A 14317-nucleotide genomic window follows, 5' to 3' on the forward strand; every position below is an offset into this window, starting at 1 on the left:
GAAGGAGGAATGGATACTGATTCATGTAGAAGTACAAGGAAGGTATCAAAAGGATTTCCCCAGGCGTATGTTCACTTACTATTACAGGATATTGGACAAATACAACCGACGTATCAGTGCCTATGCCGTCTTTACGGACGGATACAAGATGAAGCGACCTGATAGATACGAAACCAGCTATCAAGGAACCAGTTTAACTTATCGCTTTAATACATACCAGCTGGCGCTGCAGAATGAAGAAGAATTATTGGAAAGTGGTAATCCGTTTGCAATCGCAGTATTGGTAGGAAGGGCAGCATTTATAGGAAGCAAGTACGGAGATAGTCAAGAAAGCGAGGCAGAGCTGATGAGCTTTAAGCTACAATTGCTACGCAAGCTGACTGAAAGAAGGATTAAAAGAAAGAAAATCAGGGCACTGATGAACTTTTTAAGGTATTATGTACGTTTTGAAAATGATGATAATAATGTTAAATTTGAACAAGAAATACAAACGGTTACAGGAAGGAGCGAAGCTATGGGCATAGAAGAATTACTGTTGGATAGAGCTACTAGGCAAGGTGAACAAAAAAAGAGCAAAGAGTTTGTAGAGAATCTATTGCTCGAATTCGGTTTTACCGATGAGCAAGCGGCCAAAGCCGCAAAAGTTTCTATTGAATTCGTTCAAAAAATCCGCGCCAAACTAGATAAGAAAAAGAAATAGACTAAGACATCTATTTATCATACATATTTAAGCCATGCATTAAACAACGTGCATGGCTTTTCTGTTTAAAATACTGTTGGCAGTTCAAACGAGGCTCCCGTGCTAAGAACAGTCTCATGGAATGAAATCTAACTATTTTTCAGTTCGCTTGGCAATACACCGAATTTACGCTTAAACGCCACGGTAAAATGCTGAGGGTGATTATATCCTACCTGATCGGCCACCTCGCTAACATAAAGGCCTTCTTCCAGCAGTAGCTGCTTAGCCCTTTCCATTTGCAAATCTCTCACATAACCGAATACCGTGGTGCCGAACAACTCTTTAAAACCGCGTTTCAGTTTGGTTTGATTAATACCGACAATTTTGGCTAAATCAATAATGGAGCAAGGCCTTCGGTAGTTCCGCTCGATGTAATGCTTTGCTTCATGCAGGCAGTCAATATCCGCAGGTTTTAACGTTGATACTGCACTTTCTGTTTTCATTAGCGTCTGAATCTGTAGCAACAAAAGCTCACGGGCTTTCGTCTCTAGGTACAATTGTTGCAGCGGCCCGGTAAAAACCTTACTGTCCATAGCGCCAAGACAACTGTACATATCAGGGATTATAGGAGAAGCAGGAGCGTTTCTATATTCTTCCTTACCAAAGCGGCTAAATAACTTGTCTGCAAGCAGCTCATCTTCTTCAACGAGCCCGTCTAAAAAGCTCTTCCGAAAAGCCATTTCAAAGAAGTTATATTGCTGGTTTTTACCTATATATCCGGATTCCGATTGATCCCTGTCTTGATAGTATAGCCGATAGGTGTTTAGAGAAGGTGCCCAGGGATTCTGCTTTGAGGTATTTAAGGTATCTCCTAGCACAAAATGGGTGACATAAAATGAAGTGTCGAAGTGGATGACAAAGCTGATATCCTCGTTGGCTGCCTGCCTGCCACGTATTAAATGAAAATCATTTAAAGAGATGTCAGATAATTCCATCGATAGCGAATTATCTTCATACGAAAGCCTATGTTCCAATATGCGCGTATTGTGTTAATAGATGAGGCCGCATCAGCCCTTGACCCGGAAAACGAACAGGCTATCAGCGACGCCATTGCTAATATTTCCAGCGACCAAAACCGGACCATCATCATCATTGCCCATCGCCCTGCCACTATTCAGGCGGCCAACCATATCGTTGTACTGGAAAACGGCAGTGTCATAGAGCAGGGAAGCCCTCATGATCTGCTGCTGCAAAACGGCTATTATGCCAAATTCAGGCAGCAGCACAAGCAGCGTAGGGAATGGAAAGTGGAGTAATTATATGACGGCATCATGTTAATCACAAAACCTGAGCATTAAACAGTCATGCTATTTACCAATAGTAAAAAGTTATATTACCGGATATTTTTCCGTATTCGGCTAAGAGATTGTTGAGTTACTCCTAAATAGGAGGCAATATAAGCCAGTGGAATACGATTGATGAGCGATGGGTAATTTTCCATAAATTCTAAATATCTTGTGGTAGCATCTTGCGATATTACGGGGCCTTTTCTGGATTTTTGGTACATACATAGTTGCACCATTTTATTCTTAATGTTATCCCAACCAACGATAATATGGGAGAGTTCTTCCCAATCTTTTTTTGAAAATACAATTAGGTTACAATCTGTAATGGCTTGTAGATACTCAGAAGATGAAGTGTTTGCCTCCAAGTTAACATAATCACATACCAAGCTGTTTTCACTAATAAAACAACGTGTAATTTCATCACCCTTATTATTGTAATAACAGCCACGAATAACACCTTCAACTACAAAGCCGACCTCCTTTGGCACTTTTCCCGCTTCAGAGAAATAATCCTCTTTTTTTAATTCGCGTGGTTGCGCTTTACTTACGACCAGATCGATTTGCTGTTTATTAAGGTTGCCAAATCGCAGCATATATTCAATCATTTCTTCCATTAAGGCAAGTTAAACATAATATCACTTTACTTATTTACCATTTGATAAAAACTGTAATATGCCAATATGCTGGTTGAAATTAAACAAGAAGAAGAAATAGGCTAAATACATCTATTTATCGTACATATTTGAGCTATGCATTAAACAACGCTCATGGCTTTCTGTTTAATAATACTATTTGCCGTCCGAACGACGACTTCCCGGCAATAGCAAGCTGGCTTTAAGCTCCAGCCATACATAGATTTTGCCCCGCGCTATTTAACTTTATTTACGATATACTCTATAAACCAGTTTGGAAGTTTCTCTTCTTCCACAAGAATAGTTAGTTGTCCATCTTTTACTTCAGCGACTAGAAGCATGGTTTGCCCGGAATTGTCAAATAGATACGCCTTTTGTACTAATAGAACTGCTGGTAGAAGATTTTCTAAAGTTCGCGTATATCGTGTGATAATTTTATCTTTCGGAACAGCATGCCCTCCTTTTTCTACCCTGTTTTGTACGCGAGAAATATTAAGCTGACTATCATCAAGACATATAAAGTAAAGATAAGTTTTATACCCCAAATCTTTGGCATTTTGAATTTCATCCAATTTTGAAATATGACTCATCACCGTTTCAAAAGAATAGGAAATCCCTTTTTCCAGTAAGTGTTTACGAATGAAAGAGGTTATAAGTGAAGCTTCATAACTATGTGTATCCCGTGACCTATCAACGATTACGTTTTCTTTAATCCGAATATCAATTTTATGTCCCTCAGCCGCAGATTTTTCCAGAAGCGATTGCGTATTGGGCTTCCGAAAAAAAGAATGCAAATCCTTTTCCGTAAGGCTTAATCCAAAATTTTCTAAATTAACAAAGCCTGTCGAACTGATTTCTTTTTCGATAGCGTCTGAATTTACGAAATAGCCTGTATCAAATTGCTGGTTGATATCTTCGAACAAGGTAGATTTGCCAGATCCATTCGGGCCCGCAAAAACCCTTAGCCTTTTGGCTTTAGGCATAACGTCGCTCCTTTTTTGAGTTTTATATTACTAGGTGATTTTTTGATTTTTTTAATTGTCCTAACAGATCCGTCAGCGGACTTTTCGATCAAAGTGCCCTTCATGATTACTTGAACTGGGATCTCTAATGCTTTGGAAATCCTCGCAGCGCGTGACGATGCTTTCTTTGCCGCTTTGCTGACTGCGTTTCTTTCCATTATACTGGACAACCTATTTGACGATTTTGCTACATTACCCATTCTATTACCGCTTTGCTCAAATTTAATAAAAAAGAACTATATTTTAAACACAGCCGTTATATCACTGGGTTGACCTTATGGAATGAGCGCAAAGATGATTTAGGTTTGTCACAGCCGAAAAATTATGTGAAGAAGCGAAGTAGAGGGTATTGATCTTACATCACCCCGTTCAACAAAAAATACCATCAAGATTTACTTTTTAAGATGGCCTCAATTACCTCTTTTCTGTTTGAGAGTCCAAACTCGATCAAACTATTCAGAACCGGCCAAATCATCTGCGCATGGGAAGTGAGTTGATAATACGCAATATCTTGCGTAGGCGTGTATTCGACAACTTTCTGAACAAGTTGGTGTTCCTCCAGAATTGTCAATTCCTTACTTAGGACTTTTGGGGAAATACCCTTTGAAACTTCAAAAAAATCCTTAAACCGTAATCGCTCATGATAATAAATATTAAGAAGTAAACAGAACCTCCATTTACCTCCAAATAATTCTAACGTGTCTCGCAATGCCAAAAATCTTTTATTCAACATTTCTTCATCGTCGATACAGGGCTTTATCTTTTTTTCCATAGCGCTTTCCTTGAGGAAACTAAACGCAAATATAACGATATCGCGAACTACCTTTGTCCGATATAATACAGAAAATGAAAAAGATTTTTGTTACAGGTGCTACCGGAAATCAAGGAAGCGCCACCGTTTTAGAGTTATTAGATCATGGTTTCGACGTGACTGCTTTAACCCGAAATCCAAATAGTCCGGAAGCACAGCATTTAAAAAACAAAGGTGCTCATTTATTACAAGGAGATCTGGAAAACATTGATGCTTTACGCCCAACGTTGCAAACCATAGACGGACTATATCTTGTGCTGCCACCGGTTTGGATATCCAGCAAAGAGACTGATGAACAGGAAGCAGCGATGGGAATTCAGATCTTAGAGGTAGCCAAAGAATGCGGAGTCAATTTCGTTGTATATTCTTCGGTCATGGCATCAGATAAACAAGCAACCTTCCGTCCAAAATTCAAATTCAGTATTGAACAATACTTATGGGCCAGCGGGTTAAAGGGTGTGGTTCTCAGGCCAGCATCGTTTATGGAAAATCTTTTGCTGCCAAGTTTCGGTTTAGGAGAGGGGAAATTTATAAATCCCTTACCTGAAGATCGTGCGATCCCTTATGTTGCCACTAAGGATATAGGAACCTTTGCCAGAATTGTATTTCAAAACCCAAAACAATTCGAAGGGAAAACGATTGATTTAGGGAGCGACCTGTACATGCCGAAGCAAATTTTACAGCTGCTGGAAAGTAAATTAAACCAATCCATCGAGTTTATACAAGTCCCTCAAGAGCTATTATATCAACAAAGCAAAACATTCGCGCAACTGGTTGAAATGATCGAAAAGGAAGGCTACGATCCAATAGATTATTCGCTTATTAATCAATGGATGCCAAGCTTGACGACTTTTGATCAATGGATGGATGAGGTTGGCACAAAAAACATCAGGGCGTTACAACATAAAACATCCAACATCTCAAAACAGTGATATGCCTTCTGCTCCCCCATAAGACCTTTCGCTAGACAGCTTGATACATAAAAGTCTTTATTTTTTGATATTGATTGTATAATAAAAGATCATCCATTTTCTAATAACTCGCTAATGAATTGTAGTTGATCCAAATATAGAATCTTTGATAAAGGTACTGGTTGCCAATTTTAGCTTCGGAGGTGTTTAGTTGTAAGGAATCCCGTCCGTCGGCTACCTAATAAGCTATTTTGGCAACTCTTTTAAGGTGGTGCACCATCAACTATGCTGATCTAATCTTTGGTAAGCATTTCTGTACCTGTTTTATTAAGGGAAATAAAATCAGGAATATACTGTCCGAATTCATAGCATCATGTTAACCGGGAACCATTTTTGGAATAATGAACTTACCTTACTTTAGGTTGTTTTTTGCGGAGAGAAAAAAAACGTAACCCTTCATTACACTCCTTCGGATAAAATCCGCTCTTCTAAAATTTCTCTGTTTTCTTCTCCCCATCGGGCAGTTGATTCAATAACAGGAATAAGTGATTTGCCTAGTTCCGTCAATTCGTATTCCACTTTAAAGGGTTTGGTGTTATAATCTTTCTTTAAAATTAAACCATGTGCTACCAATTGATTCAGCTGTACATCCAACACTCTTCTGGAAGCTTTGGATAGGGTTCTGTGAATTTCTCCCGGTCGTTTGATGCCGTGGTAAATGCTCCAAAGAAGACTTATTTTCCATTTTCCGCTCATCACTTCCATAAAAAGATGCAGGCCACAATCCAGCATCACCGGTATTTTCTTTTGATACATAAGGCCAATTGCTAAACGATTCGGATACGGACAAATTTATCCGTTATTGCACACAAAATTACCTTCAGATACTTTTGTATAATAAAAGTAAACAAAAAAAATGAAGTACAAATTATTCGGCACACGCACCGGTCTGTATGCAAGTGAAATTATTCTAGGCGGAGCCGGTTTGGGCATCCGCAGCGGTTATGGATCAACTCCGGAGGAAGCACACGGTATCCTAACAAGCTATGCTAAGGCAGGCGGTAACTTTATCGACACTTCCGATAGATACCAGTTGGGCGAATCGGAAGAAATCATCGGGAGATTTCTGAAAGGCCAACGCCAGAATTTTATTATTTCCACAAAATATACGCAAAGTAGCAGTCCGAATCCTGGTATCAGCAATTTCGGAAATCATCGTAAAGCGATGCGTCAGGCTGTGGATGCAAGCCTCAAAAGATTGCAAACCGATTATATCGACATTTATATGCCGCATTATGACGATGGTTGTACCCCTTGGGAGGAAATTGCCCGCGGATTGGAAGATTTAGTACAATGCGGCAAGGTGCTTTATATGGGGCTAACCAATTTCCCTGCCTGGAAAACTGCTGCGATTGCCTCCTCGATTCCATTGAACGCCATCCAGATTGAATACAATTTGGTACAACGAACAGCAGATCGGGAATTTCTGGCAATGGCCAAAGAGTTTGGATTAGGAACCATGCTTTATTCTCCGCTTGCCGGCGGTTTATTAACCGGTAAATACAGGAACGGTGCAACCGGGCGCTTAGCCAAAATAGCTGATGAAGCGCAACGGGAGGATGATATTACGAAGGAGATCCTTAACTACCTGGAGTTAGTGGCCAAAGAACATGATGCAAAGCCGGGGCAGGTCGCTTTTGCCTGGGCGTTATCCACTGGTCATTTTCCATTGGCGGGTGCCCGTAATATTAATCATTTGGAAGACAACTTAAAAGCAGCAGAGATAGAATTAAACCCTGAAGAACTTTCCCGATTGGATGAATTAAGCAAAATCGTGTTAGGCTATCCGCACGACTTGCTAGTAAAAGTAAGAGGGTAGGCTTATTCAGTAAGGGAACCTGTTGTGTACTCGACGCAGAAGATAATAGAGCATAATTTACGGAAAAATTCCAATTATGGCTATTACTTTGGAAGATTAGCTTAGCCTCGGGAAAAGCAAAAAAGAGAGCAGCCTCATTTGCTGTGGAAGTCGAATTTATAAAGGTATTTTGAAGGGATGGGAAAGGTGGTGTTGATTGACGTTGAAAGACACACTTGGCATTCAAACAATAATTACGGAAGAATTTATTTTGTAAATTTGAAACTAATGCTAACAACTATTTTAAATTCGCATTACGTGTATTTATCAGTTACAGGTAACCTGAAGAAATGACAGTGATACAATGATACAACGAGAATTTGCTGACAAAGCTAAAGAGATTTTAGAGCCGGACGACAACGTGATTGGTTTGGCTGTTGCCGGTTCGTGGCTGACCAATGAAATAGATGAATTTTCTGACCTCGACCTAATTCTGGTAACGAAACAAAAAATTTCCAACGACAGCAATCGTATGCTCGACTATGCAAAAAGATTAGGGGATTTTTTGTCGGGATTTACGGGTGAGCACGTTGGAGAACCGAGATTATTGATTTGTCTTTATGACAATCCTCTTTTGCACGTAGATATAAAATTTTTAACACTTGACGAATTTCAAGTCCGTATTGAAACTCCAACTTTGCTAATCGACAAAGATAGACAACTTGAAAGAGCAATTCACTGTACCGAAGCGAAGTTTCCTTACCCGGACTATCAATGGATTGAAGATCGTTTTTGGACTTGGATCCATTACGCATTGCTAAAAATAGGGCGGGGAGAATATTTTGAAGCATATGACTTTATGGGATTTTTACGCATGGTTGTTTTTGGACCATTGCTCCATATCAAAAATGACAATTTACCCCGTGGTGTTAGAAAAGTAGAAACAGAACTGGAATCCGCAGATTTAGAAAAGTTAAAACGCACGATTCCAACCTATGATCGGCAATCCTTATTAGCTAGTTTGAGAAACGGAGTATCCTTATACAGACAATTAAGGACGGAACTTTTTGACAGCAAAGTGAGATTACAAAACGACACAGACAAAAAAGTGATGAATTATTTTGATGAAATACAAAAAAATAAAACCCTATAAAGAATTAGCGCGCTTCATTCATTTTTATTGGGAACTGAAGGGAGCTGAAAATGAAAAGCAATGGGAACGGGTTTTTCCCGATGGCTGTGCGGGCATTATACTGAATTTAGGAAATAAATGCCTGACAGATAACGGGGCGCTTTCGATGGAATTTGGAAAGACGTACGTAGTGGGTGCCATGAATTCTTTTAAAGATAGCTTTATTGATAACGATACGCATTTAATTGGTGTGTGCCTAAAACCGGCAACTTTTGCGAATTTCTATCGTCATGCTTCGCAAGACGAATTGACAAATAACACGGTCGAATTAGAAAAATCCAATTCATTTCGTGTTGATAAAGCATTTGAAAATCCATTCAATTATTTTGACCATTTTTATTCCGAAAGAATAAAAACCAAAACCAATCCATTACATGCTGTTATTGACCATATACATTCATCAAACGGAACAGCTAACATTTACGATCTGGCGAAAAGAAATTTTACAACCGTAAGACAACTGGAGCGAAATTTTAAAAAGCTCATCGGACTATCACCAAAAGAATATTCGAACATTATTCGTTTTCAGCATGCTTTGTCTTTAATCAAAGATTCGAAGCAAAACCGCAGCTTGTTCGATATTGCATTTGAATGCGGTTATTATGATCATTCACATCTTAGCAATGACATCAAACGAAATACGGGACTTTCACCATCATTACTTTAATTTGTCGCATTTTTACAAAGTGCCAGTCGTAGTGTAAAAGTAATTTGCGGAAATTATTTTTATCTGAATTTTATGCTGTCCTAAATTTCGTAAACCTACACCGTTATCCGCTTTTGATGGCACCACAATTTTGAATTTCAAGCGCAGTTTTAAAGAATGTTTGTTAAGGTGGAATAGAATGGTTATGTTTGATTATTGCAAATCGATCAATATGGAAATCACTACGCTTGAAGGTTTTTATAAGACAGCTTCAGATAATTTAAACAAAGACATCAGCCAGTTATTACCCCAGGGGCTTACAAAGGAAGTTGGCCATTTCAATGTATTTGATGTCAGTGAATTGGCAAAACTGATCAAAGTAAAGCCTAATATGACTTACAACAGGCGCGCCTACTATAAGATCAACCTAATTGATGGACGCAACCGGGCGGAATATGCTGATAAAGTAATTGATATCGAAACGCAGGCACTGATGTTTACCACGCCGAAGGTCCCTTATAACTGGATCGCCAAAGACATGGATCAGCGTGGCTACTTTTGCCTTTTCAGCGCGGATTTTCTTGCACAGTCCAAAAGTGGTGTTGTACTTGATGAACTGCCTATATTTAAGCCGGGGGGGTATCCCTGCTTCCATATCAATGAACAGGAAAAGGAAGAGATCAAAGCGATTTTCAGAAAGATGCATAAGGAGATCAATTCCGATTATGCGTATAAATATGACCTGATACGCAACTATTTAATGGAGCTGATCCATTACGGTCAAAAGTTGCAGCCTGCTACTGATCTTTACCAGGAGCATAACGCCTCGTCCCGTGTATCCTCATTGTTCGCCGAACTTTTGGAGCGGCAGTTTCCCATCGCCTCGCCATTTCAGGGACTTAAACTGCGTACGCCTAAAGACTATGCCGATCAGCTGTCTATCCATGTTAACTATCTGAACCGTGTACTGAAACAGCAGACCGGCCAGACAACAAAAAGCCTGATCAGTAACCGGATCATTCAGGAAGCTAAGATATTGCTCAGGCAAACGGAATGGAATGTGTCCGAGATCGCGTTTAGTTTAGGATTTGAAGAGGTCGCACATTTTTCTAACTTTTTCAAAAAGCAGACGGACTGCTCTCCTCTGACTTTCAGAAACTAGAGAAAGGTTTCGTTTTTGCAAACATTGTTTTGATTCTTGCAAAGTCCTCCTGATCCGTTCTTGCCAACTTTGTTCTATTAAATTAAAGAACATGGAATTAAGCAAGAACACAATTCTGATCACGGGAGGAACAAGTGGCTTTGGTTTTGAGTTTGCCTCCAGACTCCTTCAACTCGGCAATAGGGTGATCATCACCGGCAGGAACGAACAAAAACTGGAAGAGACAAAAAAGATTCTTCCTGGCATCCACACTATAAAAAGTGATGTTAGCAAGGTCGAGGATATCAGCTGTCTGTACAAAGAGGTAACAGAAAAGTTTCCCGAGCTGAACATGCTGATCAATAATGCCGGGGAGATGCGAAAGATTGCCCTGTATGAAGATCACGACCTGTATGATATTACCCGCGAAATAGAGATCAACCTGATGGGCCCCATTCGTATGGCCCAGGAGTTTCTGCCCCACCTTAAAAAACAACAGACCGCTGCCATCCTGAATGTCACCTCCGGTATCGCACTTGGTGCATTCCCGATTGCCCCTGTCTATAGCGCCAGTAAATCAGGATTACGATCCTTCACGCAATGTCTGCGGGTACAGGTTAAATCTACCAGCATCAAGGTATTCGAACTCATCGCCCCCGGCTCTACAACACCCCTGAATGAAAAGTTCAGGAATGGCGGCGAAGTTGATACCAAAATGTTAGTCTCACCCGAAAAAATTGTAGACGAAGCTATTAAAGGGATGATCAACAATACCTACGAGATCTTTCCCGGCAGTGCCAAGATCATGCGTATCCTGAGCAGGCTTGCCCCCAAATTCATGCTTTCGCAAGCCACTAAGATGGGCGAGAAAGCCATGTCCGGCAAATAATTTCCCTCAAAAAAATTCTACTCACAATCAAAATCATGGTTATGAACGATCAATTGACTTCAACACCTCCGCTGAGCCGCTGGCGCAGAACGGCTTTCATTGTTACCTTATTTTTGGTCAGCGCATTCAGCCAGATCGACCGTATATTACCCTTTATCCTTGCAGAGTCCATTAAAAAAGAATTGCACCTCAGTGATACGCAGTTAGGGCTGATCAATGGGATAGCCTTTGCAGCGATCTATTCTGTGGCCTCCCTGCCGCTTGCACGGTTGGCTGATCGTGGGGCATCCAGGCAGGTTTTGCTCTGGTGTGTATTGATCTGGAGCATTATGACGGGATTGGGTGGTTTGTCGGCAGGTTTCCTGACAATGGCGCTTTCGCGCTTTGGCGTAGCCCTTGGAGAAGCCGGAGGAACGCCCGCCAGTCATGCACTGATTGCGGGTAACATCCCAGAGCATCGGCGTGGTCGCGCGCTCGGCATTTTTTCGATGGGCATCCCTTTGGGTACAATGATAGGGTTTGGTGTCGGCGGCTGGGCAAGTGATCATATAGGCTGGCGTTTTGCTCTTTTTGTTGCGGGAGGTGTCGGATTACTATTGGTTATCCTGGTGTTGACGTTTACAGGGAAGACGGTCATTACTTCGAAGCAGCCCGGCAGTGCTACCGGCAATATCTGGTCCGCCGGCCGCGAGCTGCTGTCGAAACCTGCGTTCCTGTGGATGTTCATTGGCGCGAACTTTTTAGGTTTTGCCGCTGCACCATTTTATGCCTTCACTGCACCGTTCCTGATACGGACACACGGCATGACAGCCAGCGAGGTGGGGCTATCCTTCGGCTTGTTACAAGGGCTGATGGGCATCATCGGCACCGTAGGTGGTGGACGGTTATTTGATAGCGCTTTAAACCGCGAGGCAAGCCGTTTATTGCATCCGCCAGCTATTGTTTTCAGCATCGCCGCAATTGCAACGATTGCAGGGCTCCTGGCGCCTGAAGGCTGGATGTCCATTGCGCTTTTTGTACCTGCTATGCTAGCCTTTGCGTTTCTGCTTCCATTTGCTTTTGGCGCAGGTCATCTTATAGCAGGGGCAGGGAAGCAGGCACTGTCTTCCAGTCTGCTTATGATCGCTTCCGGGTTATTAGGTCCGGCACTATCGCCGCTGCTCGTGGGCATGATCAGTGATGCGGTCGGTGCGGCTTATGAGGTAAACGGTTTGCGCTGGGGAATGATGATCGTTCCTGTTGCCAGTTTACTAAGCAGCATTGCCCTATTCATCGCCAGCAGAAAGATCAGAGAACACTTCGCCGTACCACCCAGACAAAATGTCCCTGCAGACATGGGCAACCAACTTTCACTTATTAAATAACATATTCACTGACTATCATGCAAACCTGTGCGTTTGCCATAACGGCTGGTAAAGCTGTGTAAATAGGTATTGTCTGGACCTAGGGCTGGCATACTTGGTAATATTTTCGAAAAAATGAAAAGTGATCAGTTTTATGCCGAATGGTGGCCATCGGGTCGAAGCGGGAGGGACAGGCTGCTTCCAAACGAAAACACGTTTTACATCTATCTAAAAATAAGTGCCACCTTAACGGGGCGTCCGGCCCTTGTCTTCTGCAGGTCAAGCGATCTTGAATGGGAAGATCAGGATATGGGTTGTATCACATCGTTTGAAAAGGCATTTTTTGATAAAGGTGTTTGGTGCAATTTCGAGGCCATCGATCTTTTTAAAGAGCGCAATCCCATAAGCATCGAATTGGATGAGGAAGAAGTGCTGACACTTGCGCCGATCTTTGATAAGATATGCGGTAGCATGGAATCCAACTATCTCTACAAGTCCGACCTGGTGCGGACTTACGTTTTCCAGATCATCCATATTGCGATCAAAATTCACCTTCAAAGGACAAATATCGTCAGATCGCCTGTACGCTACGTACGCCTGACTACCTGCGGCATAGACATGTTCGTCAGGATCAGGCTCCGCCATAAAAAATAATAGTTCCATACAATTAATCTTAGCAATTATGTTTAATCACAATTTTTTAATTTCTAGCGCGCGTCATTCAATAGGAGCAGCTTTCGGCTATATCCAGGCGCTAACAGTAATCACGTGTATTGCAATGCTGCCCCTCGCCGGTAAGGCGCAGAGCCAGGATAGTCTTGCCAAAAAAGTCGCTGAATATGAAGCGGATAAGTTTGCCGAACGCAGGCCGTTTAGCATAGACTACAAACAATACGGCAATTACAACTCCTCGTCTACCCTAAGAGGACAGGATCTTCCGGATGGCGAGTTTACCAAATGGTCACAACTGAGTGCTAGTGCCAATATTAATCTTTTGCAAAACCGCCGATGGTTGGTACAGGCCAATGGTTTTTACCGATATGTCTCTGCTGAGTACAACTTCCCGACATCCACAACGGCTACATCACAAACGGTCAGCAGAGATCTTCATTATCATACAGAGGGGCTGAACGTTGTCTATTTCTCGAAACTCTTTGGAAAGACCGTCATCTATAGCGGCAGTGTCAATGTTGATTGGAGTGAACGTTCGCTGGAAAGGGTTCGCGGGCTGTTTACCGGCGCTATTGTTCTGAAAGCGAACAATAGAACGAAGATCAATGTCGGAATTTTATACACTACCGATCCTGGTACATTTATCCGTGTGATTCCAACATTCCTTTTAGAGCATAAGTTCAATGAGCGCCTGATGGCAGATGTTTTTCTGCCACGGTATGCCTACCTGCGAAAAAAAGTGTTTAGCAATGGCAGGCTTTCCGCAGGTTGGGAACTCGACCCGCAAACCACTTTCTTTCTGAACGATCTTGACGAAAACGGCACAACCTATCAGTATCGCCAGGTTGACGTGAACACGGGACTGCTTTATGAGCACATTTTACCGGGAAGCATCACTCTTTCGTTGCGGGCCGGTGTCCGTATAAATCCATACGCACGCACGTTTGAAAAAGACCGTTCGTTCACCGATTACACTTGGGAAGGCAGAGCTGACGCGGCGCCTTACGCCAACATCGGATTTTCTTTTAACCCCTTTTCGAAGCGAAAGAAGTAAGTTTTTAGACAATTTCGTTCCCGCTGAAATTACGCTATCAAGCAAATGGTGTTTTTACTACAACCTCGCGACTTTTGGATACATCTGCTCATCGATATTGGCTGAACTTTGCATCAACAAC

Annotated in this window: 17 protein-coding genes; 11 read left to right on the plus strand and 6 right to left on the minus strand. The window is 41.8% G+C overall.

Annotated features, from left to right (window positions below; all coding sequences use genetic code 11):
- Positions 1–700: RpnC/YadD family protein (locus tag E0E36_RS27675; RefSeq protein WP_165446928.1), on the plus strand; the 700-nt coding region annotated here is incomplete at its 5' end.
- Positions 701–828: 128 nt separating this feature from the next.
- Here E0E36_RS27675 and E0E36_RS06020 read toward each other — a convergent pair.
- Positions 829–1674 (minus strand): helix-turn-helix transcriptional regulator, encoded by an 846-nt coding sequence (locus E0E36_RS06020; RefSeq protein WP_130855162.1) that lies wholly within the window; start codon positions 1672–1674, stop codon positions 829–831.
- A gap of 30 nt (positions 1675–1704) precedes the next feature.
- On the opposite strand from E0E36_RS06020, the gene E0E36_RS06025 reads away from it, so the two are divergent.
- Positions 1705–1995, plus strand: a complete 291-nt coding sequence (locus E0E36_RS06025) for a hypothetical protein (protein WP_207303729.1) — start codon at positions 1705–1707, stop codon at positions 1993–1995.
- Positions 1996–2072: 77 nt separating this feature from the next.
- Here E0E36_RS06025 and E0E36_RS06030 read toward each other — a convergent pair whose 3' ends face one another.
- From E0E36_RS06030 to E0E36_RS06040, 4 genes are all read right to left on the minus strand, one after another.
- Positions 2073–2639: a Crp/Fnr family transcriptional regulator gene (locus E0E36_RS06030; RefSeq protein WP_013667662.1), complete on the minus strand. Its 567-nt coding sequence runs from the start codon at positions 2637–2639 to the stop codon at positions 2073–2075.
- A gap of 254 nt (positions 2640–2893) precedes the next feature.
- Positions 2894–3580, minus strand: a complete 687-nt coding sequence (locus E0E36_RS06035; RefSeq protein WP_207303730.1) for an ATPase — start codon at positions 3578–3580, stop codon at positions 2894–2896.
- A gap of 38 nt (positions 3581–3618) precedes the next feature.
- The gene (locus tag E0E36_RS27905) at positions 3619–3837 is read right to left on the minus strand and encodes a hypothetical protein (RefSeq protein ID WP_207303731.1); all 219 of its coding nucleotides are present in this window, start codon (positions 3835–3837) and stop codon (positions 3619–3621) included.
- A gap of 227 nt (positions 3838–4064) precedes the next feature.
- Positions 4065–4451, minus strand: coding sequence for a winged helix-turn-helix transcriptional regulator (locus tag E0E36_RS06040; protein WP_013667659.1), 387 nt, complete (start codon positions 4449–4451; stop codon positions 4065–4067).
- Positions 4452–4525: 74 nt separating this feature from the next.
- Here E0E36_RS06040 and E0E36_RS06045 point away from each other — a divergent pair, with 74 nt between their 5' ends.
- Positions 4526–5422, plus strand: coding sequence for an NmrA/HSCARG family protein (locus E0E36_RS06045; RefSeq protein WP_130855163.1), 897 nt, complete (start codon positions 4526–4528; stop codon positions 5420–5422).
- A 438-nt stretch (positions 5423–5860) separates the two neighbouring features.
- Here the strand turns inward: E0E36_RS06045 and E0E36_RS06050 are convergent, their stop codons facing one another.
- Entirely contained in the window at positions 5861–6217 is a 357-nt protein-coding gene (locus tag E0E36_RS06050) for a winged helix-turn-helix transcriptional regulator (protein WP_130855164.1), read from the minus strand.
- A 100-nt stretch (positions 6218–6317) separates the two neighbouring features.
- Between E0E36_RS06050 and E0E36_RS06055 the strand changes: the two genes are divergently transcribed.
- From E0E36_RS06055 to E0E36_RS06090, 8 genes are all read left to right on the plus strand, one after another.
- Entirely contained in the window at positions 6318–7280 is a 963-nt protein-coding gene (locus E0E36_RS06055) for an aldo/keto reductase (RefSeq protein ID WP_130855165.1), read from the plus strand.
- 343 nt (positions 7281–7623) lie between these two features.
- Positions 7624–8412 carry a nucleotidyltransferase domain-containing protein gene (locus E0E36_RS06060; RefSeq protein WP_130855166.1) on the plus strand — a complete coding sequence of 263 codons (789 nt, stop codon included), beginning with the start codon at positions 7624–7626 and terminating at the stop codon, positions 8410–8412.
- Positions 8384–9118, plus strand: a complete 735-nt coding sequence (locus E0E36_RS06065; RefSeq protein WP_130855167.1) for a helix-turn-helix domain-containing protein — start codon at positions 8384–8386, stop codon at positions 9116–9118. The genes E0E36_RS06060 and E0E36_RS06065 overlap by 29 nt, the downstream gene beginning before the upstream one ends.
- 211 nt (positions 9119–9329) lie before the next feature.
- Positions 9330–10259, plus strand: a complete 930-nt coding sequence (locus E0E36_RS06070) for a helix-turn-helix domain-containing protein (protein WP_130855168.1) — start codon at positions 9330–9332, stop codon at positions 10257–10259.
- 91 nt (positions 10260–10350) lie between these two features.
- Entirely contained in the window at positions 10351–11127 is a 777-nt protein-coding gene (locus E0E36_RS06075; protein WP_130855169.1) for an SDR family oxidoreductase, read from the plus strand.
- A 41-nt stretch (positions 11128–11168) separates the two neighbouring features.
- The gene (locus tag E0E36_RS06080) at positions 11169–12491 is read left to right on the plus strand and encodes an MFS transporter (RefSeq protein ID WP_130855170.1); all 1323 of its coding nucleotides are present in this window, start codon (positions 11169–11171) and stop codon (positions 12489–12491) included.
- Between the two features lie 114 nt (positions 12492–12605).
- Positions 12606–13124 (plus strand): hypothetical protein, encoded by a 519-nt coding sequence (locus E0E36_RS06085; RefSeq protein WP_130855171.1) that lies wholly within the window; start codon positions 12606–12608, stop codon positions 13122–13124.
- A gap of 28 nt (positions 13125–13152) precedes the next feature.
- Positions 13153–14196, plus strand: a complete 1044-nt coding sequence (locus E0E36_RS06090) for a DUF6268 family outer membrane beta-barrel protein (protein ID WP_130855172.1) — start codon at positions 13153–13155, stop codon at positions 14194–14196.
- Positions 14197–14317 lie beyond the last annotated feature (121 nt).

Origin of the sequence: Olivibacter jilunii, from assembly GCF_900607235.1 — a bacterium.
GTDB classification, from domain to species: domain Bacteria; phylum Bacteroidota; class Bacteroidia; order Sphingobacteriales; family Sphingobacteriaceae; genus Olivibacter; species Olivibacter oleidegradans.

Bases quoted from the DNA above. Each gene is read 5' to 3' on its own strand.
- E0E36_RS06020 (WP_130855162.1), bottom strand. From the start codon at position 1,674: ATGGAATTATCTGACATCTCTTTAAATGATTTTCATTTAATACGTGGC.
- E0E36_RS06025 (WP_207303729.1), top strand. From the start codon at position 1,705: ATGTTCCAATATGCGCGTATTGTGTTAATAGATGAGGCCGCATCAGCC.
- E0E36_RS06030 (WP_013667662.1), bottom strand. From the start codon at position 2,639: ATGGAAGAAATGATTGAATATATGCTGCGATTTGGCAACCTTAATAAA.
- E0E36_RS27905 (WP_207303731.1), bottom strand. From the start codon at position 3,837: ATGGAAAGAAACGCAGTCAGCAAAGCGGCAAAGAAAGCATCGTCACGC.
- E0E36_RS06040 (WP_013667659.1), bottom strand. From the start codon at position 4,451: ATGGAAAAAAAGATAAAGCCCTGTATCGACGATGAAGAAATGTTGAAT.
- E0E36_RS06045 (WP_130855163.1), top strand. From the start codon at position 4,526: ATGAAAAAGATTTTTGTTACAGGTGCTACCGGAAATCAAGGAAGCGCC.
- E0E36_RS06050 (WP_130855164.1), bottom strand. From the start codon at position 6,217: ATGTATCAAAAGAAAATACCGGTGATGCTGGATTGTGGCCTGCATCTT.
- E0E36_RS06055 (WP_130855165.1), top strand. From the start codon at position 6,318: ATGAAGTACAAATTATTCGGCACACGCACCGGTCTGTATGCAAGTGAA.
- E0E36_RS06060 (WP_130855166.1), top strand. From the start codon at position 7,624: ATGATACAACGAGAATTTGCTGACAAAGCTAAAGAGATTTTAGAGCCG.
- E0E36_RS06065 (WP_130855167.1), top strand. From the start codon at position 8,384: ATGAAATACAAAAAAATAAAACCCTATAAAGAATTAGCGCGCTTCATT.
- E0E36_RS06070 (WP_130855168.1), top strand. From the start codon at position 9,330: ATGGAAATCACTACGCTTGAAGGTTTTTATAAGACAGCTTCAGATAAT.
- E0E36_RS06075 (WP_130855169.1), top strand. From the start codon at position 10,351: ATGGAATTAAGCAAGAACACAATTCTGATCACGGGAGGAACAAGTGGC.
- E0E36_RS06080 (WP_130855170.1), top strand. From the start codon at position 11,169: ATGAACGATCAATTGACTTCAACACCTCCGCTGAGCCGCTGGCGCAGA.
- E0E36_RS06085 (WP_130855171.1), top strand. From the start codon at position 12,606: ATGAAAAGTGATCAGTTTTATGCCGAATGGTGGCCATCGGGTCGAAGC.
- E0E36_RS06090 (WP_130855172.1), top strand. From the start codon at position 13,153: ATGTTTAATCACAATTTTTTAATTTCTAGCGCGCGTCATTCAATAGGA.